This is a genomic window from Nocardia sp. NPDC058244 (assembly GCF_042882065.1).
Lineage (GTDB): Bacteria > Actinomycetota > Actinomycetes > Mycobacteriales > Mycobacteriaceae > Nocardia.
This window is the reverse complement of sequence record NZ_JBHVWX010000008.1, coordinates 324,549-351,181: the sequence shown is the minus strand read 5'-3', so window position 1 is coordinate 351,181 and position 26,633 is coordinate 324,549. Positions and strand designations below refer to the sequence as shown.

The window sequence follows — 26,633 nt, the reverse complement described above, 5'->3', positions numbered from 1 at the left end:
ACATCTCGGTCAGTCCTCCGAGTGGAAGGCCAGCTCGATCAGATCGTCGAGGTCGAGATCGTCGATCGCGTCGGCCGGGTCGGCCGGGTCGTCGCCGCCGGGGTCGTCCGGTCCCTGCGTCAGCTGGAGCAGGGCGTCGAGCAAGCCCGCCTCGCGCAGCCGCGCGAGCGGGATGGTCTGCAGAGCGCGGCGGATCTCGTCGTCCGGCTGGTCGGCCCCGGGGTCAGCGGCCGGGTGGTCGGTGAGTTCCGCGTGCAGGTACTCGGCCAGGGCGGCGGGTGTCGGATAGTCGAAGACCAGCGTGGCCGGCAGGGCCAGTCCGGTCGCGGCTTGCACGCTGTTGCGGAATTCGAGCGCGGTGATGGAGTCGAAACCCAGATCGCTGAACGCCTTGTCGGGATCGATCACGGTCCCGTTCCGGTGTCCGAGGGTCGCCGCGCCCCGGTCGCGCACGAGCTCGACCAGCACCCCGAGCCGTTCCCCGGCCGGAGTGCCCGCCAGGCGGGCGCGCAGCGCGGCGGCGGTGCCGTCGGCCGCCTTGCGGCGCGGGGTGGTGAGCCCGGCCAGCAGCGCGGGCGCGAAGCCCGCGTCGCGCATGACGTCGAGGTTCATCCTGGCCAGGATCGGCGCCGCGATGTCGAGCTGGGCCGCGGCGTCGAACAGCGCGAGACCGTGGGCCCGCGACAGCGGCAGCATGCCGGTGCGGGTCATCCGGAGCCGGTCGACGTCGCCGAGTTCCCCGGCCATGCCGCCGTCCCACAGACCCCAGGCCAGCGACTGCCCCGGCCGGCCCGCCGCCCTGCGCCGGGCGGCGAGCGCGTCCAGGCAGGCGTTGGCGGCCGCGTAGTTGCCCTGGCCGGTATTGCCGAAAGCGCCCGCTGCCGAACTGAACAGCACGAACGCCCGCAGCGGCAGGCCCGTGGTCAACTCGTCCAGGTGCAGGGCAGCGTCGACCTTGGGGCCGAGGACCGTGTCGAGCCGGTCTGGGGTCAGCGAGGCGATGGCGCCGTCGTCGAGCACACCGGCCAGGTGGTACACCCCGGCCAGCGGATGCCCGGCCGGGATGTCGGCGAGCACACGGGCCAGCGCGTCCCGATCGGCGACATCGCAGGCGGCGAAGTGCACCTCGGCACCGCATTCGGCCAGCTCCGCCCGCAATTCGGCCGCGCCGGGCGCGGTTTCGCCCCGCCTGCTCAGCAACAGCAGCCGCCGGACGCCGTGCGTGGCGACCAGGTGCCGGGCGAACATTCCGCCGAGCAGACCACCGGCGCCGGTGATCAGCACGGTCTCCGCCGGGTCGTAGGCCGGGGCCTGCGCGGAACCGAGGGCGGTGGTGGCGATCCGGCGCAGTCGCGCGGCATGCACCGTCGCGCCGCGCACGGCGACCTGCGGTTCGCCCGTGGCGAGGATGCCACCGAGCAACGGGCCGGGGTCGGTGTCACTGTCGACCAGGACGATTCGGCCCTGACTCTCGGACTGCGCGGCCCGCACCAGGCCGCCGACGGCGGCGCCCGCCAGGTCGACGCGGTCCGTGTCGGCGACGGCGGCGGCACCGGTGGTGCGCACGACGAGGACCGAGTCGGCGAATCGCGCGTCGGCCAGCCAGGATTGCACCGCACGCAGCACCCGATGGGTCGCGGCCCGCACCGTGGCGGGATCGTCGCCCGCCGGGCAGTCCAGGAGCACCGCGGGCGGGACGGTCGCGCCGAGCCGTTCCCACGACACGGTCTCGATCGTGTTCTCCGCCACCGTGATCGGCGTCCAGCCGACATCGAACAGCGCGGACCCGACGACGGAGGCACCGGCGACGAGTTGCGCCGGGTCCATCGGCCGGGACGCGAGCCTGCGCACCGTGGCGACGGGCGCACCCGACGGGTCGGCGAGGTCGAGCACCACACCGTGGTCGCCGACCCGGGTCATCCGCACCCGCAGCGCGGTGGCGCCCGCGGCGTGCACGGTGACACCGGACCACTCGAACGGCAACGCGAGAGCCGCTCCCGCCGTGGGCAATTCCCCGGCGAGCAGCAGCGCGTGCAGCGCCGAGTCGAACAGGGCTGGGTGGAGGCCGAACCCGTCAGCGAGCCTGGGTTCGGGCAGGGCGACCTCGGCGAACACCTCGTCGCCGCGGAGCCACGCCGCCCGCAGGCCCTGGAGGACCGGGCCGTAGCCGTAGCCTGCCGCGCGCAGTCCGTCGTAGCCGTCGTCGATCGGCAGCGGCCGCGCGCCCGCGGGCGGCCACGCGGCGAGGTCGGCACCGGGCGTGCTCGGGTCCGTGCCGACGGCGCCTTCGGCGTTCAGGGTCCACACCGTATCGCCGTCGTCCGGGCTGGAGTAGATCCGGATCGGGCGACGGCCGGTGTCGTCCCGGTCGCCGACGACGACGCGCAGCGCCGCGCCACCGGATTCCGGCAGCACCAGCGGCGCCCGCAGCACCAGCTCGTCCAGGGTCGTGCCACCGACCCGGTCGGCGGCGTGCAGGGCGAGTTCGACCAGGCCGGTCCCGGGGAACAGCACGGCGTCGTGCACCCGGTGATCGGCCAGCCACGGCTGGGTGGCGGTCGACAGGCGGCCGGTGAGCAGCACCGTGTCGGAGTCCGGCTGGGCGATCACCGCCGAGATCAGCGGATGCCCGGTGGACACCAGGCCCATCGATCGTGCGTCACCACCGCCGGTCGACCCTTCGGTCAGCCAGTACCGACGGCGCTGGAAGGCGTAGGTGGGCAGGTCGACTCGGCGCGCGCCGGTCCCGGCGTACAGGCGGGCCCAGTCCACCGTCGTGCCCGTGACGAACAGCCGGGCGAGGCCGGTCAGCAGGGTCGCGGGCGTCCCGTCGCCGCGCACGGTCAGCGCGACCGCCGTCGCGGTGTCGAGGGTCTGGGCGACCATCGGCGTGAGGGCGGCGTCGGGCCCGACTTCGGCGAAGCGGCTCACCCCGAGCGTGGCCATGGTGGTCACCGCGTCGGCGAAGCGCACGGTGTCGCGCACCTGACGCACCCAGTAGGCGGGATCGGTCATCTCGTCGGTGACCCTGGCGCCGGTCACCGTGGAGACCAGCGTCAGCGCGGGCTTGTCGAAGCTCAAACCCGCTACAACAGCGCTGAATTCGTCGAGCATCGGTTCCATCAGCGCCGAGTGGAAGGCGTGCGACACCGTGAGCCGGTGGGTGCGCCACCCCTGCTCGACGCAGCGTTCGACCACGGCGGCGACCTCGGCGTCGCCGCCGGACAGCACCACCGAGGCCGGTCCGTTGACCGCCGCGATCGACACCTTCGCATCGAGCCGCGCGGCCACGTCCAGCACCTCGGCCTCCGCCGCGCCGACTGCCACCATGGCGCCACCGGCGGGCAGCGCCTGCATCAACCGGCCACGCGCCGCCACCAGCGCACACGCGTCGTCGAGCGACAGCACGCCTGCCACGTGCGCGGCGGCGATCTCGCCGATCGAGTGACCAGCCACCACCTCGGCTCGCACACCCCACGATTCGAGCAGCCGGAACAGCGCCACCTCGAAGGCGAACACGCCCGCCTGGGTGAACACCGTCCTGGCGAGCAGATCTCCGTCGCCGAGGGCGGTCGCCAGCGAATCAGGCTGTCCCAGCAGCGGTTCCAGCCGATCGACGATGCCGTCGAAGTGCTCCGCGAAGACCGGGTAGGCCGCGCGCAGCCCGGTGGCCATGTCCGCCCACTGCGCGCCTTGGCCGGAGAAGACGAAGCCCGTCGAACCAGAGAACACCTTGCCGTGCACCACGTTCGGCGTCTCGGCGCCGTCGGCCAGTGCCCGTAGCTCCGCCGACCGGTCGCCGGTCAGGACGACAGCCCGGTGCTCGAAGACGCTCCGCGTCGAGGCCAGCGAGAAGCCGAGATCGATCGGGTCGAGGTCGCCGACCCGGGCCGCCAGCAGTGCGGCCTGATCGGCCAGCGCCTCGCCGCTGCGGGCGGACAGCACCCACGGGGTCGACTCGCCGAGCGGTGCGATCGGGGTGGGCGAATCCGCCACCGGCGGTGCCTGTTCCACGATGACGTGGGCGTTCGTCCCACTGATGCCGAACGAGGACACGCCCGCACGCCGCGGCCGATCCACCTCCGGCCACGCGACCGATTCCGTCAGCAGACGGACATGTCCCTCGGACCAATCCACCTTCGTACTGGGTCGATCCGCGTGCAGGGTGCGCGGCAGCACACCGTGGCGCATCGCCATGATCATCTTGATCACGCCACCCACACCGGCCGCCGCCTGCGCATGGCCGATATTGGACTTCAGCGAACCCAGCCACAGCGGGCGATCGTCGGCCCGTTCCTGGCCGTAGGTGGCCAGCAGGGCCTGCGCCTCGATCGGATCACCCAAAGTCGTTCCGGTGCCGTGCGCTTCGACCGCGTCGACCTCCACCGCCGCCACCCCCGCATTGGCGAGCGCCTGGCGAATCACCCGTTGCTGCGACGGACCGTTGGGTGCCGTGAACCCGTTGGACGCACCGTCCTGGTTGACCGCCGAACCCGCGAGCACCGCCAGCACCTGATGACCGTTGCGGCGAGCATCGGAGAGCCGTTCCAGCACCAGCACACCCGCACCCTCGGACCAGCCGACACCATCGGCGGTGTCGGAGAACGATTTACACCGTCCGTCCGGCGAGAGCCCGCGCTGACGACCGAATTCGAGGAACATGTCCGGCGTCGCCATCACGGCCACACCACCGGCCAGGGCGAGTTCGCACTCCCCCGAGCGCAGCGACTGCGCGGCCAGATGCAGCGCCACCAGCGACGACGAGCACGCCGTGTCCACGGTGACCGACGGACCCTCGAGCCCGAACACGTACGACACCCGGCCGGAGACCAGGCTGCCCGCGGCGCTGCTGCCGGTCCCGGAGCCCTGCGCGTAGTCGTGGTACATCACGCCGGTGAACACACCGGTCGAACTCCCGCGCAGCACCGCCGGATCCAGCCCGGCCCGCTCGAGCGCCTCCCAGGAGACCTCGAGCAGCACGCGCTGCTGCGGGTCCATGACGGTCGCCTCGTTCGGGCTGATCCCGAAGAAGTCCGCGTCGAATTCGGCGGCCTCGTAGAGGAATCCGCCGCGCCGGGTGTAGGTCTTGCCCGCCCTGCCGGGTTCGGGATCGTAGATGCCGTCCAGGTCCCAGCCGCGATCGCGCGGCATGTCCCCCGTGGTGTCCCCACCCGAGCTCACCAGCTGCCACAGGTCCTCCGGCGAGGCGACGCCGCCCGGGTAGCGGCAGCTCATGGCCACCACCGCGATCGGATCGTCGTCGGCGCGGACCCGGCCGACCACCCGCTGCTCGGCCGTCACCGTGCCGGTGAGCTGGGAATCGAGGAACTCCGCGACGATCCCCGGGGTCGGGTAGTCGAAGATGAGGGTGGCGGGCAGGTGCAGACCGGTCGCGGTGTTGAGCTTGTTGCGGAACCCCACGGCGCCGAGCGAGTCGAAGCCGAGCTGCTGGAACGGCCGATCGGCGACGACTGCGTCGGCCGAGGCGTGGCCGAGGATGTCGGCGGCCACCGTCCGGACCAGTTCGAGCAGCGCGCCGCCGCGATCGGTGTCGGACAGCCCGGCCAGTGTGCGCAGGAACGCCTGGCCCGCGGCCGTCCGGGTGGGACGACGCGCCGGTGCGGGGGCGATCGCGCGTAGCAGCGCGGGGATCTGCTCGCCGCGGGTCCGCAGCACGGCCGGGTCGACCCGCAGCGGCACCAGCTGGGCCGCGTCGGTGGCGATGGCCGCGTCGAACAGCGCCAACCCCTCCGCCTCGGTCAGCGGCGGGAAGCCCTGCCTGCGCATCCGGTCGAAGTCGGCTTCGGACAGCTCGGTGCCCAGGCCGGTGGCCCGCGCCCACATGCCGTAGTCGAGCGCGGTCGCCGGCAGTCCGAGCCGGTGCCGGTGCGCGGCGAGGGCGTCGAGGAAGACATTGGCCGCCGCGTAGTTCGCCTGCCCGGCGGGCAGGACCAGGCCACCCGCCGAGGACACCAGGACGAACAGCGACAGCGCGGACGCCGCGGTGAGTTCGTGCAGATGCCAGGCGGCGTCGGCCTTGGGCCGCAGGACCCGCTCGATCCGCTCCGGGGTGAGCGCCTCGATCAGCCCGTTGTCGGCGGTGCCCGCCGCGTGCACCACACCGACCAGCGGATGCTCGGTAGGCACGGTGGCGAGCAGGGCGGCCAGCGCGGCGCGATCGGACACATCGCACGCGGCGATGGTCACCTCGGCGCCGAGTGCGGCCAGCTCGGAACGCAATTCGGCCGCACCGGTCGCGGCCGCGCCGCGCCGGGAGGTCAGCAGCAGCCGACGCACGCCGTGCGCGGTCACCAGGTGCCGCGCGAACACCGCGCCCAAACCGCCGGTGCCACCGGTGATCAGGACCGTGCCGCTGTCGAGCGACCGCGCGACCGTGCCGGGAGTGGCCCTGGTCAGGCGCGGGACGAGCAGGGTGTCGCCGCGCAGCGCCGCCTCGGGTTCCCCGGCGGCCACAGCCGACGCGATCCGAACCGGATCGGGCTCGGTGTCCAGATCGAGGAGCTGGAGGCGGCCCGGGTGCTCGGCCTGCGCGGCGCGCAGCAGCCCCCAGACCGGCGCCTGTGCCAGGTTCACCTCGTCGGCGTGCACCGCGTGCGAGGTGAGCACGACCAAACGCGCGCCGTCCCACCGCGGATCGGCCAGCCATCGCTGCACCGAGCCGAGGACCTCGGCGAGCACGTCGCGGGCCGCCTCGGGCGCCGTGCCCGGGTGATCCGGCGCGACGAGCACGACGACCTCGGGGATCACCGGTTCCGGGGTCGCGTCGAGGTCGGCGACCAGGGCCGCGAGATCCGCGTACCCGGGCACCTCGCCCGCACCCACGGCACCCACCAGCGCGAGGCGGACCGGCTCGCCCACCGCTGCCACGGGCACCCAGTCGACCGCGAACAGCGACTCCGAGATCCGGTCCGCGCCCAGCCGTTCGGCCGAGACGGGCCGCGAGACGAGAGCGCCCACCGACATGACCGGCTGCCCCTGGCCATCGGCGAGCTGGAGGGCATACCTGGTGCCGTCCAGCACGATCCGGACGCGCACTGCGGCGGCGCCCGCCGCGTGCACGACGACCTGGTTCCAGGTGAACGGCAGCGCCGGGAAGCCGTCGACACCACCACGCAGCCCGTGGACGATCCCGGCGTGCAGGGCCGAGTCGAACAGCGCGGGATGGATGCCGAAGCCCTCGGCATCGCGCGGATCGGGCAGCGCCACTTCGGCGAACAGTTCGTCGCCACGCTGCCAGGCCGCCTGCAAGCCCTGGAAGAACGGGCCGTATCCGTACCCGACATCGAGCAATTCGTCGTAGGCGCTGTCGACGTCGATCGGCTCCGCACCGGCCGGTGGCCAGGCGGTCAGCTCGAAGTCGGCGGTCGTCTCGGCCGGCGCCAGCACGCCTTCGGCGTGCAGGGCCCAGGGGCCGTCGGCGGTCTGCTGGGAGTGCACGCCGAGCCGCCGGCGACCGGCGTCATCGGGCGCGGCCACCACGACCTGCACCGCGACGCTGCCTTCGGACGGCACCGTCAGCGGCGTGTGCAGGACGAGCTCGTCCACCATCGGGCAGCCGAGCAGCCCGCCGACATACCCGGCCAGTTCCACGAATCCGGTGCCCGGCAGCAGCACCACACCGAGCACGCTGTGATCGGCCAGCCACGGCACGGTGTCCACGGACCAGCGGCCGGTGAAGCTGACCCCACCCGACTCCGGGTGCGCGACGACGGCGCCGAGCAGCGGATGGTCGACCGCGTCGAGGCCGACCGCGGTGACGCCGCCCAGCTCGGCACCGAGCCACGACTTCGCCAGCGCCTGCTTGGCGTCGAGCCAGAACCGCTCGTGCTGGAAGGCGTAGGTGGGCAGGTCGACGCGCCGCGCGCCGGGGAACAGCCCGGTCCAGGCCACGGCCGCGCCCGCGACGAACAGGCCCGCGACACCGGTCAGCACCGACGACGCGTCGGCCCGGTCGCGACGGGCCAGCGCCACCACGGTCGCGGCGTCGATGATCTGGGTGATCATCGGGGTGAGGACGGCGTCGGGTCCCACCTCGGCGAACCTGGTCACACCCAGCTCGGCCATGGTGGCGACCGCGTCGGCGAACCGCACCGTCGCCCTGACCTGCTCGACCCAGTAGGCCGGGTCCGACAGCTCGTCTTCGACCCGGCGGCCGGTGACGGTCGACACGAGGTCGATACTCGGCCGCGCGAAAGTCAATTCGCCTACCACCGTGGCGAATTCGGCCAGCATCGGTTCCATCAGAGCCGAATGGAAAGCGTGCGAAACCCGCAAACGATGTGTCCGCCAGCCGTTCTCGGCACACGCCTCGGCGACGGCTGTGACGGCGTCCTCGGGTCCGGACAGCACCACCGCCGCAGGGGCGTTGACCGCGGCGATCGACACCGCGTCGCCCAGCAGCGGCAGCACCTCGGCTTCCGGCGCACCCACCGCGACCATCGCGCCACCCGCGGGCAGCGCCTGCATCAACCGGCCGCGTGCCGCCACCAGGGCACACGCGTCACCCAGCGACAGCACCCCCGCGACATGAGCGGCGGCCACTTCACCGATCGAATGACCGGCCACCACGTCCGGACGCAGACCCCAGGATTCGAGCAGCCGGAACAGCGCCACCTCGAAGGCGAACAGGCCCGCCTGCGCGAACACCGTCCGGTCGACCGAGTCCGCGGCCGAGAGCGCCTCGCTCAGCGACACCGGCTGCCCCAGCAGCGGATCCAGCCCGGCCACGATCTCGTCGAAGGCCGCGGCGAACAGCGGATAGGTGGCGCGCAGCTCGGACGCCATACCCGCCCACTGCGCGCCCTGACCAGAGAACACCAAGCCGGTCGTGCCCGCCACCGCCCGGCCGGTCACCACCCCGGGTGCCGCCGAACCGGCGGCCAGCGCCGCGATTCCCGCCCGCAGGCGATCCGGGTCGTCGGACAGGACCACGGCGCGGTGCTCGAAGACACCGCGCGTGGAGACCAGGGAGAACCCGACATCCTTCGACTCGACGGCGAATTCACCGAGGTGCGTGCCCAGCCGTGCCGCTTGGGCGGCGAGGGATTCTTCGCTGCGCGCCGACAACACCCACGGCAGCGATCCCGTGACGTCGTCCGTCGGCGTCGAATCCGCCACCGGGGGCGCCTGTTCCACGATGACGTGCGCGTTCGTGCCACTGATGCCGAACGAGGACACCCCGGCGCGACGCGGTCGATCGACCTCCGGCCACGCGACGGCCTCGGTCAGCAAGCGGAGGTGTCCCGCGGACCAATCCACCTTGGTACTGGGCTGATCCACGTGCAGGGTCCGCGGCAGCACACCGTGGTGCATCGCCATGACCATCTTGATCACGCCACCCACACCGGCCGCCGCCTGCGCGTGCCCGATATTGGATTTCAGCGAACCCAGCCACAGCGGGCGGTCCTCGGCGCGATCCTGACCATAGGTCGCCAGCAGGGCCTGCGCCTCGATCGGATCACCCAAAGTCGTTCCGGTGCCGTGCGCTTCGACCACATCGACCTCGACCGGCGAGACCCCGGCGTTGGCCAGCGCCTGCCGGATCACCCGGCGCTGCGACGGACCGTTCGGCGCGGTCAGGCCGTTCGACGCGCCGTCCTGGTTGACCGCCGAGCCGGCGACGACCGCCAGCACCCGATGACCGTTGCGCTGCGCGTCGGACAACCGTTCCAGCACGAGCACGCCGACGCCCTCGGACCAGGCGACACCGTCGGCGGCATCGGCGAAGGACTTGCTGCGCCCGTCCGGCGCCAGCCCACGCTGGCGGCTGAACTCCACGAAGGTCTCCGGGGTCGCCATCACGGCCACACCACCGGCCAGCGCCAGATCGCTCTCCCCCGACCGCAGCGACTGCGCGGCCAGGTGCAGGGCGACCAGCGACGACGAGCACGCGGTGTCGACGGTGACCGACGGTCCCTCCAGCCCGAAGACATAGGACACCCGGCCGGAGGCGATGGAACCGGAGTTCGCGTTGACCGGGTAGTCGTGATACATCATGCCGGTGAAGACGCCGGTCGCGGTGCCGCGCAGGGTCGCCGGATCGACACCGGCCCGCTCGAAGGCCTCCCACGAGCTCTCCAGCAGCAGGAACTGCTGCGGGTCCATCGCGGCCGCCTCGTTGGGGCTGATGCCGAAGAACGCGGGGTCGAAAGCGCCCGCGTCGTGCAGGAATCCGCCCTCGCACGTGTAGGTGGTGTTCGGTTTCTCGCCGGTGGGGTCGTAGATCCGCGCGGTATCCCAGCCGCGGTTCACCGGGAACTCCGAGGCCGCGTCGACACCGTCGGCGACCAGTCGCCACAGGTCCTCGGGCGTGCCGACCCCGCCCGGGTACCGGCAGGCCATGCCGACGATCGCGATCGGATCGCCGTCGACCGCCCGGCCCGCCGTGACATCGATATCGGTTGTCGTGCCGAGGAACTCGTCGGCCAGGTGCTCGGCCAGTGCCTGCGGTGTCGGATAGTCGAAGACGACCGTGGCGGGCAGGGCGAGACCGGTGACGGTCTTGAGCCGGTTGCGCAGCTCGACCGCGCTCAGCGAATCGAAGCCGAGATCCTGGAAGGCGCGAGCGGGATCGATCGCAGACGCGCTGTCGTGTCCGAGCACAGCCGCGATGTGGGTGCGCACGGTGTCGAGCACCAGCTGCCGCCTGCGGTCGGCGTCCGCGCCCGCGAGCCGAATCCGCAAGTCCGACACCACCGTCGAGGCGGCGGTCCGGCGGGTCGCGGGCGCCAGGTCACGCAGCAGTGGCGGCAGTAGTCCGGCCTCGGCCTGGGCCCGGATCGCGGCGGTGTCGAGGACGGCGATCACCGCGTGCGGTGTGCCGTTCGCGAGGGCCGCGTCCCAGCCGGCGAGCGCCTGGTCGTCCGGCATGGCGGTGAATCCGGTGCGGCTCATCCTGGCCACGTCGGTGTCACCGAGTTGTCCGGACATGCCGCTGGAGCGAGCCCACAGACCCCACGCGAGCGACTGACCCGCCAGCCCGGTGGCTCGACGCTGCGCCACGAGCGCGTCGAGGAAGGTGTTGGCGGCGGCGTAGTTGCCCTGCCCGGGGCCGCCGACGGTGCCCGACGCCGAGGAGAACACCACGAACGCCGACAGATCCAGGTGGGCGGTCGCCTCGTGCAGATACCAGGCGGCATCGGCCTTCGGCGCCAGGACGTTGTCGATCCGCTCGGGGGTCAACGAGCCGATGACCCCGTCGTCGAGCACACCGGCGGCATGGATCACCCCGGTCAACGGCGATTGCTCGGGCACCTCGGCCAGCAGCGCGGTCACCGCGGCGGCATCGGTGACATCAGCCGCTACCACCCGCACCCGTGCACCGGACTCGGCCAGCTCGGCGACCAGCGTGTCCACGCCTTCGGCCCGCGGACCCCGGCGACTCACCAGCAGCAGCGACCGCACCCCGTACCCGGCCACGAGGTGCCGAGCGATCACCCCACCCAGACCACCGGTACCACCCGTGATCAGGACAGTCCCGTCCCCGAAGCCCGCGACGTCGGTCGAGTCGGTGACCGCGGCGTTCGCTCCGGGAGCGCCGAGTCCTGCTCCGGGAGCCGCAGCACCTGTGCTGACGGCGGCAGCATCCGCACCAGTACCCGCAGCGCCCGCACCCGTAGTGGCAGCCCCCGCGAGGCCGGCGGTAGCCCCCGTGCGGCTGTCCGGGCGAGTCAGGCGGGCGGTGTGGACTACACCGTCGCGGACGAGGACCTGCGGTTCGCCCACGGCCAGAACGATGGCCGCCAGGCTCGGGTCGACGGCGGTGTCGGTGTCGACCAGGACGATGGGGCCCGGGTCCTCGGACTGGGCGGAACGCACCAGGCCCCAGACGGCGGCACCGGGGAGGTCGTCGCCGGGGAGCGCGACCGCGCCCCGGGTGGCGATGAGCAAGGTGCTGGTGGCGAAGCGCTCCTGCGCCAGCCACTGCTGGATCACGGAGAGAATGCGGGTGACCTCGGCGTGGGTGGAGGCCACCACGTCCGGGTCGGTGGTCGCGGACCAGCCGGACCCGGCCTCGACGACGACCACCGGCGGTACCGAGGACTCCGCGTCCAGGTCGTCCCACCGGCCGAGGGCCGGGGGCGCCGTGGCGGGTTCGGTCGTGACCGGTGACCAGGTCAGCGCGAGCAGGGGCGCGGCGGGCTTCGCCACACCGGCGGTGAGCTGGTCGAGTGGCGTCCGCCGGGTCGTCAGCGTGCCCGACAGCACCGGCCGGCCCTGGTCGTCGGTCGCGGTGCAGGCGACCGACGACCCCGTCGACACCAGCCGCACGCGCAGGACGGATGCTCCGGCGGCGTGCAGCGAGACCGACTCCCAGGAGAAGGGCAGCACCACCTGTCCGGCCGGGATGGTGAACGGTGACTCCGGCGCGCCGTCCAGCACACCGGCGAGCAGACCGGCCTGCATGGCCGCGTCCAGCAGGGCCGGGTGGATACCGAATCCTTCGGCCCGGACACCGGTTTCGGTGTCGAGCGCGACCTCGGCGAACACCTCGGCGCCGCGTCGCCACAGCGCTCGGACACCCTGGAAGGCGGGTCCGTAGTCGTAGCCGCGGGCCAGCAGTGCCGTGTAGGCGGCCGCGACATCGATGCCGGTCGCGGCGGGCGGCCAGGTCTGCGGGGCGGCGTCGAGCGCCGCGGACTCCCCGGCGAGCAGCCCGCGCGCGTGCAACAGCCACTGTCCGTCGCGGTCGTGTTCGCCGCGCGAGTAGATCGCGACCGACCGGCGCAGCGCGTCGTCGTCGGTCCCGCCGACCACCACCTGGATCTGCGTCCCACCCGTGGCGGGCAGGAGCAGCGGTGCCTGCAGGGTCAATTCCTCGACCACCGGATACCCGGCCTCGGCACCCGCGCGCAACGCCAGCTCGACGAACCCGGTGCCGGGCAGCAGGTCCGCACCCGCGACCACGTGGTCGGCCAGCCAGGGCTGGGTCGCGACCGACAGCCGTCCCGTCAGCAGGACACCGCCGGACTCCGGTTCCGACACCACCGCACCCAGCAGCGGATGACGCGCCGCGCCCAGCCCGGCCCACTCGACATCGGCGGCGCCGACGGAGGTCTCGAGCCAGTAGCGACGGCGCTGGAAGGCATAGGTGGGCAAGGACACCCGGGCGACCGGTCGCGACGCGAAGAACGCCGCCCAGTCGACCTCCACACCGACCACCTCGGCGGCGACGACACAACGCACGAACTGCTCGACCTCGGCCTGCCCGCGCCGCGCGCCCGCGACCACCAGCGACTGCGCCTCGATCTCGTCCGGCAGGCACTGCCGCGTCATCGCGGACAGCACCGCGTCCGGGCCGATCTCGACGAACCGGCGCACACCCGAGGCCACCAGCGTGTCCACGCCACGGGCGAACCGCACGGCCTCCCGGACCTGCCGCACCCAGTAGGCGGGGTCCAGCAGCTCGTCACCGGCGAGCTCACCGGACAGGTTCGAGACCAGCGGGAGCTGCGGACGCTGGTAGGTCACCTCCCTGGCGACGGACTCGAACTCGGCCAGCATCGCGTCCATCCGGTGCGAGTGGAACGCGTGCGACACCGTCAACCGGGACGTCTTGCGGCCGCGCTCGGCGAACAGCCGCTCCAGCGCCGTGACCGCGTCCTCGTCACCGGAAACCACCACGGAGGTCGGCGAATTCACCGCGGCGATCGACACCGTGCCCGGGTGCGCCACGAGCGCCTCGGTGACCTCGGCCTCGCTCGCCGCGACCGCCAGCATCGCGCCGCCTTCGGGCAGCCGCCCCATGAGGCGGCCACGCGCCGCCACCAGCCGGCACGCGTCCGGCAGCGACCACACACCGGCCAGATAGGCGGCGGCCAGCTCACCGATCGAATGACCGAGCAGGACATCCGCTGTCACACCGAACGATTCCCACAGCCGGTACTGCGCGACCTCATAGGCGAACAGGGCGGGCTGGGTGTACTCCGTGCGGTGCAGCGCGGCGTCGCAGCCGTCGAACATCAGCTGCCGCAGCGAGATTCCCAGCAGCGGGTCGAACTGCGCGCAGACTTCGTCCAGCGCGGCCGCGAACACCGGGAACGCCGCGGACAGCGCGCGTCCCATGCCGTGCTGCTGCGCGCCCTGGCCGGTGCACAGGAACGCGGTCTTGCGCAGCACCGCCTGGCCCGTGGTCACCCCACCGGCCGGCGACGACTCCGCCAGGGCGGTCAGCCCGGCGAGCAGTCCGTCCCGGTCGGCGGCCACGAACGCACCGCGCCACTCCAGCCGGGCACGCGTGGTCGACAACGAATAGCCGATGTCGTCGACGCCGAGTTCGGGGTGGTCGGTCACCCACCGCAGCACCTTGGCGGCCTGATCCCGCAGGCCCGCTTCGGTTTTCGCGGAGACCAGCACCGGGGTGACGCCGAGCGCCACGGCCGGTGGCGCGTCGTCTTCCTCCGGTGCGGCGGCCTCGACCGCGGCCGGGGCTTCCTCGAGAATGACGTGGGTGTTGGTGCCGCTGGCGCCGAACGAGGACACGCCGGCCCGGCGCACCCGCTCGCCCGCGGGCCACGGCTCCGCCTCGGTGAGCACCCGCACCGTGCCCGCCGACCAGTCCACATGCGGGGTCGGAGCGTCGACATGCAATGTCGCGGGCAGTGTTTCGTGGCGCATCGCCTGCACCATCTTGATCACACCGCCGACGCCCGCCGCGGCGGAGGTGTGACCGATGTTCGACTTGAGCGAGCCGATGCGCAGCGGAGCACCGGTGCGGTCCCGGCCGTACGCTGCGATCAGGGCCTGGGCCTCGATCGGGTCGCCGAGGGTGGTGCCGGTGCCGTGCGCCTCGACGGCGTCGATATCGGCGGGCGTCAGACCGGCATTGGCCAGCGCCTGCGCGATCACCATCTCCTGCGAGGGACCGTTGGGCGCGGTCAGCCTGCTGCTGGCGCCGTCCTGGTTGACGGCCGTACCGCGCACCACCGCGAGGATCGGGTGGCCGTTGCGGCGCGCGTCCGAGAGCCGCTCGACCACCAGCATGCCGAGACCCTCGGAGAAGCCGGTGCCGTTCGCCCCGGCCGCGAAGGCCTTGCACCGGGCATCCGGCGACAGCGCGCGCTGGCGGCCGAAGGCGATCAGCAGGGTGGGATCCGACATCACGGTCACGCCGCCGACCAGGGCGAGCGAGGTGTCACCCTGGCGCAGCGCCTGGCAGGCGAGGTGCAGGGCGACCAGCGAGGACGAGCAGGCGGTGTCCACCGACAGCGCCGGACCCTTGAGGCCGAAGGTGAACGACACCCGCCCCGACAGCACACTGGCCGAAACACCCGGGTAGGCATGGCCTTCCGCCTCGGCCGTCAGTCCGGGCGAGCCGACGCGCGGCCCGTAGTCCTGATGGATCACGCCGGCGAACACCCCGGTGTCGCTGCCGCGCAACGACACCGGGTCGATGCCCGCGTCCTCGAGCGCCTCCCAGGCGGCTTCCAGGAACAACCGCTGCTGCGGGTCCATCGCCTCGGCGGCGCGCGGCCCGATCCCGAAGAACCCGGCGTCGAAATCGCCCGCCGCGTCCAGGAACCCGCCCTCGCGGGTGTAGATCGCGCCCGCCGCGTCGGGGTCCGGATCGAACAGGCGCTCGAGGTCCCAGCCGCGGTCGGCCGGGAACGGGCCGACCGCGTCGGTGCCGGTCGCGACCAGATCCCACAGCTGGGCCGGGGTCTCGACGCCACCGGGATACCGGCAGCTCATGCCGACGATCGCGATCGGTTCGGCGGCCCGCTCCTCGAGCTGGTCGATGTGCTTCTTGGCGGCGCGGAGGTCTCCGGTGAGCTTGCGCAGATACCGGCTGAGTCGTTCCTCGTTGCTGGTGCCGGGGTTGCTCATGCTGGGCCAAACTCCTCGTCGATCAAATCCAAGAGCTCACTGCCGGAGGGCAGGTCGAGATCGTCGTACTCGCTGTCGGGCCAGCGGCCGGACAGGTAGGTGCGCAGGCGGTTGTTGACGCCGCGCAGGCCGGCGACGGTGTCGTCGTCATCGCCCGCGGTGGCGATGATCCGGTCGAGCAGCGACTCCAGCCGGGCGATGTCGTCGGGCGTCACCGCCGGGGTGGCCGGTGCGACGACGGTGGTCCGCGCCAGGAGGTAGTCGGCGAGGTCACCGGCGGTCGGGTAGTCGAACGCCAGGGTCGACGGCAGCGACAGGCCCGTCAGGGTCGAGAGCCGGTTGCGGAACTCGACGGCGCCGAGCGAGTCGAAGCCGAGTTCGTCGAAGCCGCGATCGGGGGCGATGTCGTCGGCCGAGCCGTAGCCGAGCACCGCGGCGACGGTGTCGCGCACCAGGTCCAGGACCAGACCGCGCCGCTTCGGCTCGGCCACGCCGTGCAGGCGCTCGCCGAGCGAGGGCTCGTTGCTCGGGGCCGCGGCAGCCCGGTCCCTGGTGCGGACGAAGCCGCGCAGAGCGCCGGGCACCGGGCCGGTGTGCGCTTCGAGGCGGAGCTTGTCGGTGTCCAGGTGGACCAGGGCCTGCACCGGGTCGGCGGTGGTCAGCGCGTCGTCGAACAGGCGCAGGCCGTCGGCGCGGTCCAGCGGGGCGAGGCCGAGTCGCTCCATCCGGCTCAGGGCGAGCCGGTCCAGGGTGCCGGTCATGCCGATGTCTTGCTGCCACGGCCCCCAGGCCAGCGACAGCGCGGGCAGTCCTTCGGCCCGGCGCCGGATCGCCAGCGCGTCCAGGAAGCTGTTCGCGGCGGCGTAGTTCGCCTGTCCGGCCGAGCCGAGCACGCCGGCGATCGAGGAGAACAGGACGAACGCGGACAGGTCGAGATCGCGGGTGAGCTCGTGCAGGTGCCAGGCCGCCTCGGCCTTCGGCGCGAACACCCGATCGACCTGCTCGGCGGTGAGGGCGTGGAAAGTACTGTCCGCCAACAGACCCGCGGTGTGCACGACACCGGTCAGCGGATGCTCCGCCGGGATGTCGAGCAGCAGGTCACGGAGTGCGGCCCGGTCGGTGACATCGCACGCGGCGATCCGCACCTCGGCCCCGAGCCCGGTCAGCGCCTCGGCGAGTTCCGCAGCGCCGTCGGCGCTCGCGCCGCGCCGCGACACCAGCAGGAGCTGCCGCACGCCGTGGGTGGTCACCAGATGCCGGGCCAGCAGGGCACCCAATCCGCCGGTGCCGCCGGTGATCAGCACCGTGCCCCGGCCGAAGGCGACGGGGTCGGTGACCACGGTGGTCACCGGCTCGAGACGCGGGGACAGGACGCGGTCGCCGCGCACCGCCACCTGCGGCTCACCGGTCGCGATGGCGGCCCGGATCGCCTCCGCCGACACGGGCGTCGCGTCGGCGTCGACCAGCACGATCCGTCCGGGGTACTCGGTCTGCGCGCTGCGGATCAGACCGGTGACCGCCGCCGCCGCGACATCCGGTGTCTCCTCGGGCAGTCCGGCCGCCCGCCGGGTGACCACGACCAGTCGCGATCGGGCGAACCGGTCGTCGGCCAGCCAGCCGCGCACCGTCGCCAGCGCGGCCTGCACCCGATCCCCTGGCGCCGACTCCTGGTGCGCTGCCGCGGCTTCGGACCAGACGACGAGGTCGGGCACCGAGCCCGCCGCCAGCGCCGCCAGATCCGGGTGGTGCTCGTCGATCCCGAGGACCGGGGCGGCACCGAGGACGGCGGCACTGCCCGCCGACGCGAGTCCGTCCGGCGTGCCGACCGCCGTCCAGCGCACCCCGTAGCGGCCCGCGCGGCCACCGGCCAGATTGGCGCGGAACTGCTGGACGTCGTAGGAGCGCATGACCACTTCGTCGATGGAGACGACCGGGTTGCCGTCCTGGTCGACGGCCACGACCGTGATGGTCTCGCTGTCGCGCTGGATGGCCATCACCCGCAGCGACGTCACCTTCGCGGTGGTGTGGAAGCGGGTCGCGCCCCAGCGGAACAGCAGCTTGCCCTCGGCCGGGTTGTTCGCTTCGTCGGACCAGATCAGGCAGACGAGCCCGGCGTGCATCACCATGTCGAACAGCGCCGGATGCAGCTGGAACCGGTCGGCGGGCACCTCCGGGCTCAGCGTGACCTCGGAGAAGATGGTGTCGCCGGTGCGCCACGCGCCGTCGATGCCGTAGAAGGACGGACCGTACTCCAGTCCGGCCACCCGGCCCACCTGCGCGGGAATCCAGGCGGGATCGACCGGTGCCGCGCCGACCGGCGGCCACGGCTCGGCGCGCAGCATCTCCATCAGCCCGATGTCGGTGAGCTGATGACCGCTCAGCACGCCGCTGGCATTGCGCGTCCACTCGGAATCGGCCGCGTCGGCGAGCCGGTAGTGGAAGGTGAACGACCGGCGCCCCGCGGCATCCGGTTCCCGGACCAGGACCTGGAGTTCCACGGCGCCCTCCGGGGGCGGGAGGATCGGCGACTCGAGGGTGAGCTCCTCGACCGCGCCGCACCCGATGCGCGCGCCGGCGACCAGCAGCATCTCCATGAGCGCGGCGCTCGGGACGAGCACGACGCCGTAGGTCATGTGGTCGGCGATCCACGGATGGGTGCGCAGCGACAGGCGACCGGTGAACAGCCATTCGTCCCGGTCTGCCACCCGCACCACGTCGGTGAGCAGCGGATGTTGCGCCGGTGCCGCGCCGGTGCCGACCGGCGCGGCGTCGAGCCAGAACCGCCGGTGCTCGAAGGCGTAGGTGGGCAGGCCGACTCGCGCCACCCGGCCCGCGGTGAACAGCCCGGTCCAATCCAGCGTCGCTCCGGCGGTGTGCGCGGTGGCGAGCATGGTCAGGAACTGCTCGACCTCGTCGTGGTCGCGGCGGGCGGCCGCGGCGACCGTGGATCGCTCCTCGATCTCGGCGGGCAGGGTCTGGCGCGTCATCGCCGCGAGGACCGCGTCGGGACCGATCTCCAGGAATCGGCGCACGCCCGAGGCCACCAGGGTGTCGATACCCGGCGCGAACCGGACCGCGCCGCGCACCTGCGCGACCCAGTACGCCGGGGCGAGGATCTCGTCTCCGGCGAGCTCGCCGGAGACGTTGGACACCAGCGGAATTCGAGGAGCGTGATAGGTGATGCCTGCCGCCACCGCATCGAACTCGGCCAGCATCGGTTCCATCCGATGCGAGTGGAACGCGTGCGAGACCCGCAGCCTGCTGGTCTTGCGGCCCTGCTCGGCGAACTGCCGATCGAGCGCGTCGACGGCGTCCTCGTCGCCGGAGATCACCACGGCGGTGGGCGCGTTCACCGCGGCCATCGACACCCGATCCGCGAATTCCGTTACGGCCGTGGCAACTTCGGCCTCGGTGGCGGCGACGGCCAGCATTGCGCCGCCCTCGGGCAGCGCGTCCATCAGCGCGCCGCGCGCCGCGACCAGCCGGCAGGCGTCGTCGAGGGACCACACGCCCGCGATGTGCGCGGCGGCCAGTTCGCCGATGGAGTGGCCGATCACCAGATCCGGGACGAGCCCGAACGATTCCACCAACCGGTACAGCGCCACCTCGAAGGCGAACAGCGCGGGCTGGGTGAGCCGGGTGCGGTCCAGGGTCCCATCCGCCGCCGCGACGCCCTGATCGTCGAGCAGGTGTCCGGTGAACATCGCCTGCTTCAGCGAACATCCCAGCAGCGGGTCGAACCGGGCGCACACCTCGTCGAGCGCCGTCGCGAAGACCGGGAAGGCTCGCGCCAGCTCGGCACCCATCCCGACGCGCTGCGCGCCCTGACCGGTGAACAGGAACGCGGTCTTGCCGGAGCCCACCGTCCCGGACACCACGCCGGTCGACGGGGTCCCGGCGGCCAGCTTGCCCAACCGGTCCAGCAGGTCGTCGCGGTCGCCGCCGAGGACCGCCGCGCGGTATTCGTGCTGCGCGCGGCTCGTCGCGAGTGAGTACGCCACGTCGGCCGGGTCGGCGTCGGGGTGGTCGAGCAGCCAGGTCCGCAGGCGCGCCGCCTGGGCCGCGAGCGCGGTCCGGCTCTTGGCCGACACCAGCAGCGGCACCGTGCGCGGACCGTCGGCGGCCCGCTCCGCGACGACCGATCGGACGGCGGGCGCTTCCTCGAGGATGGCGTGCGCGTTGGTGCCGCTGACACCGAACGACGACACACCCGCCCGGCGCACCGGCCCGCCCGCGCGCCACGGTTCCGGCTCGGTCAGCAGGCGCACCGCCCCCGCCGACCAATCCACGTGCGGGGACGGCACTTCCGCGTGCAGGGTCGCGGGCAGGGTCTCGTGGCGCAGTGCCTGCACCATCTTGATCACGCCACCGACCCCGGCCGCCGCGACCGTGTGCCCGATATTCGATTTGATCGAGCCGATGCGCAGCGGTTCGCGCTCGCCCCGGTCCTGGCCGTAGGCGGCGATCAGCGCGTTGGCCTCGATGGGGTCACCCAGCGGGGTGCCGGTGCCGTGCGCTTCCACCGCGTCCACGTCGGCGGGAGTGAGTCCGGCGCTGGCCAGCGCCTGGGCGATCACCCGTTCCTGGGACGGGCCGTTCGGCGCGGTCAGCCCGTTGCTCGCGCCGTCCTGGTTGACGGCGGTGCCGCGCACCAGGGCCAGCACGTCGTGGCCGAGGCGGCGGGCGTCGGAGAGCCGTTCCAGCACCAGCACGCCCACGCCCTCGGCGAAGGCGACGCCGTCGGCCGCGTCGGAGAACGCCTTGCAGCGCCCGTCCGGCGAGAGGCCGCGCTGCCGGGCGAAGTCGACATAGAGGTAGGGACTCGCCGCGACGGTGACACCGCTGGCCAGCGCCAGCGAGCTCTCCCCCTGCCGCAGCGCCTGGCAGGCCAGGTGCAGGGACACCAGCGACGACGAGCACGCGGTGTCCACGGTGACCGCGGGGCCTTCCAGCCCGAGGACGTAGGCCACGCGCCCGGAGATCACGCTGCTGGTCGTGCCGGTGAGCCGATAGCCCTCCAGGTCGCCGACCACGCGGTCGACGTAGCCCGAGGCCCCCGCGCCGGCGAACACACCGGTATCGCTGCCGCGCAACGAGATCGGGTCGATGCCCGCGTCCTCCAGCGCCTCCCAGGACACCTCGAGCAGCAACCGCTGCTGCGGGTCCATCGCCGACGCCTCGCGGGGGCTGATCCCGAAGAAGCCGGGATCGAAATCGCCCGCGTCGTAGAGGAATCCGCCGCGATTGGTGTACACGGTCCCCGGCGTGTCCGGGTCCGCGTCGAACAGGCGGGGCAGATCCCAGCTGCGGTCGGCGGGGAACTCGCCGGTCGCGTCGACCCCGGCGGCGACGAGATCCCAGAGCTGCTGCGGTGATTCGACGCCGCCGGGGAACCGGCAGGCCATGCCGACGATCGCGATCGGCTCGTCGGCCCTGACCCGGCGCACGGTCTTGGTGACGGGCGCACCGGTCGCCGGGGTGACGCGGGACTGCACCAGCGCGGCCACCGCCGCCGGGGTCGGATGGTCGAACACCAGGGTCGATGGCAGTTGCAGGCCGGTGGCCTTGCCGAGCCGGTTGCGGAACTCCACACCGCCGAGGGAGTCGAAGCCGATCTCGTCGAAGCGCTGGTCGGGCCGGATATCGCTGCCCGACTCGTGGCCGAGCACCGCGGCGGCCTGGGCCAGCACCACGTCCAGGATCAGTTCGGCGCGACGTGCCTCGGGGATCTCGGCCAGCTGGGCACCGAGGGAGCCCACCGGCGCCGCCGTCGCCGTCTGCGCCGGGCGGGTCGAGCGGCGCACATAGCCGCGCAGGACGGCGGGAACAGCGGCGGGATCGGTCTCCCGGCGCAATGCGCCCGCGTCGAACACGGTCGGCGCCAGGCACGCCGCGGGGTGGGCGAGCGCCTCGTCGAACAGGCGCAGGCCGTCGGCGTTCGCGAGTGGGCTCGTGCCCAGCCGGTCCCAGCGGGCGAGCGCGGCGCGATCCAGGTCGCCGGTCATGCCGCTGCCCTGATTCCACGGCCCCCAGGCCAGGGAGGTGGCGGCCAGCCCGGCGGTCCGGCGGCGCCGGGCGAGCGCGTCGAGGACACCGTTGGCGGCGGCGTAGTTGCCCTGCCCGGCCGTGCCGAGCACGGTCGCGATCGAGGAGAACAGCACGAACGCCGACAGCGTCCGGTCCAGGGTCAGCTCGTGCAGATGCCAGGCGCCGTCGACCTTCGGGGCCAGTACCCGGTCCACCTGGTCGTCGGTCAGCGTGGCGACGGTGGCGTCCGCGAGCACCCCGGCGGTGTGCACGACGGCGGTGAGCCCGGTGCCGATGCCGTCGAGCAGCGCGCGCACCGCGTCCCGGTCGGCCACATCGCAGGCCACGACGCGCGCCGCGGCGCCCAGCCGCGCGAGCTCGGCCACCAGTTCGGCGGCGCCCGGTGCCTCGGGGCCACGACGGGAGGTCAGCACCAGCTCGCGGACGCCGTGCACGGTGACGAGGTGGCGGGCGAACAGGGCACCGAGCCCACCGGTGCCGCCGGTGATCAGCACGGTTCCGTCGCCGACGGACACCGGTGCCGGGTCGGCGGTGGCCGCGCGCACCAGTCGCGGTGTCAGCAGCCGGTCACCGCGGATCGCCACCTGCGGTTCGCCGGAGCGCACCGCGGCCGCGATCCGCTCGAGGTCCAGTGGTGTGGCCGGGTCCTCATCGATCAGGACGAAGCGATCGGGGTGCTCCGACTGCGCGCTCCGCACCAGACCCCAGATCGCGGCGGCGGCGAGATCGGGTGTCTCACCGGGCATTCCCGCGCCGTCGGTCGTCACGACGAGCAGCCGGGTGGCGGCCAGCCGTTCCTCGGCGAGCCAGTGCTTCAGCGTGGCCGAGGTGTCGTGGACAGCCGTGCGCACCGCTTCCGGGCCCTGCGCGCCCCGCGCACCGGCTCGCCACACCACGACAGCCGGAACAGCGTCCGCCGCAGCGAGGTCCGCGACCGATGCGAACGCGAGGTCGATCCCGGGCACGGTCGTGGCCGTGAGGGTGGCCGTCGTCGCCACGGTGGCGGGCCCGGCGGTGTCCGTGGCCGGCTCCCAGCGCACCTCGTAGAGGCTCGCCTCGGCACCGGCGACCGTGCTCCGGAACTCCTTGACGTCGTAGGGGCGCATCACGACCGCGTCGACCGAGATGATCGGCGCGCCTTCGGAATCGATCGCCGCGACCGAGAGGGTCTCCGGGCCGGACGCGACCGCGACGACCCGCAGCGAGGTCACCTCCGGGGGCACCTTCCCCGGTGTGTGGAAGCGCGCACCGCCCCACCGGAACAGCAGCCGGCCCGTGTCCGGATCGGGATTGCCCTCGCCCCACAGCAACTGGGCGAAACCCGCGTGCATGACCATGTCCAGCAGGGCCGGGTGCAGCTCGTGGCGGCCCGCTTCGGGTGCCGCGTCGAGGTTCAGGGCGATCTCGGAGAAGACGGCGTCGTCACGCTGCCACACGGCGCGCACGCCGAGGAACGCCGGACCGTACTCGAGCCCGGCATCCCGGGAGATCCGCGCCGGAAGTCCGTCGCTGTCGACTGTTTCGGCGTCGGCGGGCGGCCAGTCCTCGTCGCGCAGCCGCTCCAACAGGGCCGCGTCGCCGTCCCAGCGGGCGGCGAGCGCGCCGGTGGCGTTGTGCACCCACTCCGACTCGGGCGAGGTCCGGAAGTAGAACTCGAACTGGCGACGTCCCGTCGCGTCGGCGGCCTGGACCAGGACCTGGAGTTCGATCTCGGTGTCGTCGGCCGGCAGGATCGGCGCCTGCAAGGTGAGTTCGTCGACGACCTCGCAGCCGATCCGCGTGCCCGCGGCGAGCAGGAACTCGATCAGGGTCGCGCTCGGCACGACCACCACGCCGTAGGTCATGTGATCGGCGATCCACGGCTGGGTCCGCAGCGAGAGCCTGCCGGTGAGCAGCCACTCGTCGGTGCCCGCCACGCCGACCACGCCCGTCAGGATCGGATGATCCGAGGCACCGGCCGAGCCGCTGTGGTCGGGCTGCAACCAGTGACGCCGACGCTGGAAGGCATAGGTGGGCAGGGGGATCCGAGGTGTGGGCCGATCCGCGAACAGCGGTGCCCACGTCACCGGCACACCCGCGACCTGGAACCGGGCCAGCGCGGTGACGAACTGCGTCACCGCGTCGACGGACCGCCGCGACAGCGCCGCCACCGTCGACACCGACTCGATCTCCGGCGTCTCGGCCAGGCACTCCCCGGTCATGGCCGTGAGCACCGCGTCCGGGCCCAGCTCGACGAAACGCCGCGCGCCCGCCGCGACCAGGGCGGCAACGCCCGGCGCGAACCGCACGCAGCCACGCACCTGCCGCACCCAGTACTCGGGATCGGTCACCGTCGCGTCCGCGAGCTCACCGGACTCGTTCGACACGATCGGCACCCGCGGCGCCGCGTAGGTGATACCGGTTGCCACCGTGCGGAATTCGGCCAGCATCGGCTCCATCCGCGCCGAATGGAAGGCATGGCTGACCCGCAACCGGCTCGTCCGCACCCCCTCGGCGGTGAGCTGTCGCTCGATCTCCTCGATCGCGTCGGCCTCCCCGGACAGCACCGAGGACGACGGACCGTTCACCGCCGCGATCGACACCCGCGGACCGAGACCCGCGACGATCTCGCCCGCGCGCTCGGCGGTGACCGCCACCGCGAGCATCGCGCCGCCCACCGGCAGCGCGCCCATCAGCCTGCCCCGCGCCGCCACCAGCGCGCACGCGTCCGGCAGCGACCACACCCCGGCCACGTACGCGGCCGCCAGCTCACCGATCGAATGGCCGATCAGGAAATCCGGTGTCACACCGAAGGATTCGACCAGCCGGCACATCGCCACCTCGAAGGCGAACAGGGCGGGCTGGGTGAACTCGGTGCGGTCGAGCAGGCCGTCGGTGTCGGTGAACATCACCTCGCGCAGCGACCGCCCGAGCAGCGGATCGAAGGCGGCGCACAGCCCGTCCAGCGCCGCCGCGAACACCGGGAACGCGCGGTACAGGTCCGCGCCCATGCCGACGCGCTGCGCGCCCTGACCGGTGCACAGGAACGCCGTGCGCTCCGCGGTCGCCGTTGCCGTCAACGCGCCGGGCGCGCCCGTCGCCAGCTCGGCCAGACCGGCGAGCAGTTCGTCCCGGTCCCGGCCGACGACCGCGCCCCGCCACTCCAGCAGCGCTCGCGAGGTCGTCAACGCGTGCGCCACCTCCCGGACATCGCGGTCGGGTTCGCCGATCAGCCACTGCCGCAGGCGATCCGCCTGGGCGCGCAGGGCGTCGCCGGACTTGCCGGACAGGATCAGCGGCACGACCTCCGGCCCGACCGGGGTCGCGACCGGCGCGGCCTCGTCGTCGACCGGCTCGGCGGGTGCTTCCTCGAGGATGAGGTGCGCGTTGGTGCCGCTGGCCCCGAACGACGACACACCGGCCCGCCGGGTCCGCTCCCCCGCGGGCCACGGCGCGTTGTCCCGCAGCAGCTCGACGGTGCCCGCCGACCAATCCACGTGCGGTGTCGGCGCGTCCACGTGCAGGGTCTTCGGCAGGACACCGTGGCGCAGGGCCTGCACCATCTTGATCACGCCGCCGACGCCGGCCGCCGCCGAGGTGTGCCCGACATTCGATTTGAGCGAGCCCAGCCGCAGCGGCGCGCCCGCGCGCCGCGCGCCGTAGACGCTGATCAGCGCCCGCGCCTCGATCGGATCGCCGAGCATCGTGCCGGTCCCGTGCGCCTCCACGGCGTCGATGTCGGCGGGCTCGAGACCCGCGTTCGCCAGCGCCTGCGCGATGACCCGCTCCTGCGACGGACCGTTGGGCGCGGTCAGGCCGTTGCTCGCGCCGTCCTGGTTGACCGCGCTGCCACGTACCACGGCCAGCACCGGATGCCCGAGCCGCCGCGCGTCCGACAGCCGCTCCAGCACCAGCACGCCGAGACCCTCGGAGAAGCCCGTCCCGTCCGCGGCGGCCGCGAACGCCTTGCAGCGCGCGTCCGGGGACAGGGCGCGCTGCCGCGCGAACGCGATCAGCAGGGAGGGATCCGACATCACGGTGACGCCACCGGCCAGCGCGAGGGTGGCGTCACCCTGACGCAGGGCCTGGCAGGCCAGATGCAAGGCCACCAGCGAGGACGAGCAGGCGGTGTCGACCGAGATGGCCGGGCCCTTGAACCCGAACGAGTACGCGATCCGCCCGGACAGCACGCTGTTCGAGACGCCGAGGTAGGCATGACCTTCCGTCTCGGCGCTGATGGCCGCCGACCCGATGCGCGGACCGTAGTGCTGGTGGATGACACCCGCGAACACCCCGGTATCGCTGCCGCGCAACGACACCGGGTCGATCCCCGCGTCCTCGAGCGCCTCCCAGGACGCCTCGAGCATCAGCCGCTGCTGCGGGTCCATCGCGGCCGCCTCGCGCGGGCCGATCCCGAAGAACGCCGCGTCGAAATCACCGATGGCGTCGAGGAATCCGCCGTCGCGGGTGTAGACGGTGCCGGGCGCGTCCGGGTCGGTGTCGAAGAGGCGCTCCAGGTCCCAGCCGCGATCGCCCGGATAGGCCCCGACCGCGTCCACCCCGTCCGCGGTCACCCGCCACAGGTCCTCGGGTGACCGCACGCCGCCGGGGTACCGGCAGGCCATGCCGACGATGGCGATCGGCTCCTGCGACCGATCGGTGAGCTCACGGAGCTGCTGCTTGGTCTCGTACAGCTCTTTCGCGGTCTTCTTCAGATACCGGCGTAGCTCGTCGTTGTCGGCCATCGGTGGAACTCCTGC

At 73.0% G+C, this 26,633-nt stretch carries 1 protein-coding gene and 1 pseudogene; both read right to left on the bottom strand.

All coding sequences use genetic code 11. The annotated features are described in order from the left end of the window. Positions 1 to 9: 9 nt before the first annotated feature. Positions 10 to 15,846, bottom strand: coding sequence for a type I polyketide synthase (locus tag ACFVW6_RS26005; RefSeq protein ID WP_378822929.1), 15,837 nt, complete (start codon positions 15,844 to 15,846; stop codon positions 10 to 12). Continuing rightward, positions 15,843 to 26,618 (bottom strand): annotated as a pseudogene (locus tag ACFVW6_RS26000) (type I polyketide synthase); the annotation flags it as partial. The pseudogene ACFVW6_RS26000 and the gene ACFVW6_RS26005, both read right to left, overlap by 4 nt. Between the last annotated feature and the right edge of the window lie 15 nt (positions 26,619 to 26,633).

Coding starts and splice junctions, on each gene's coding strand:
- ACFVW6_RS26005 (WP_378822929.1), bottom strand. CDS start 15,846: ATGAGCAACCCCGGCACCAGCAACGAGGAACGACTCAGCCGGTATCTG.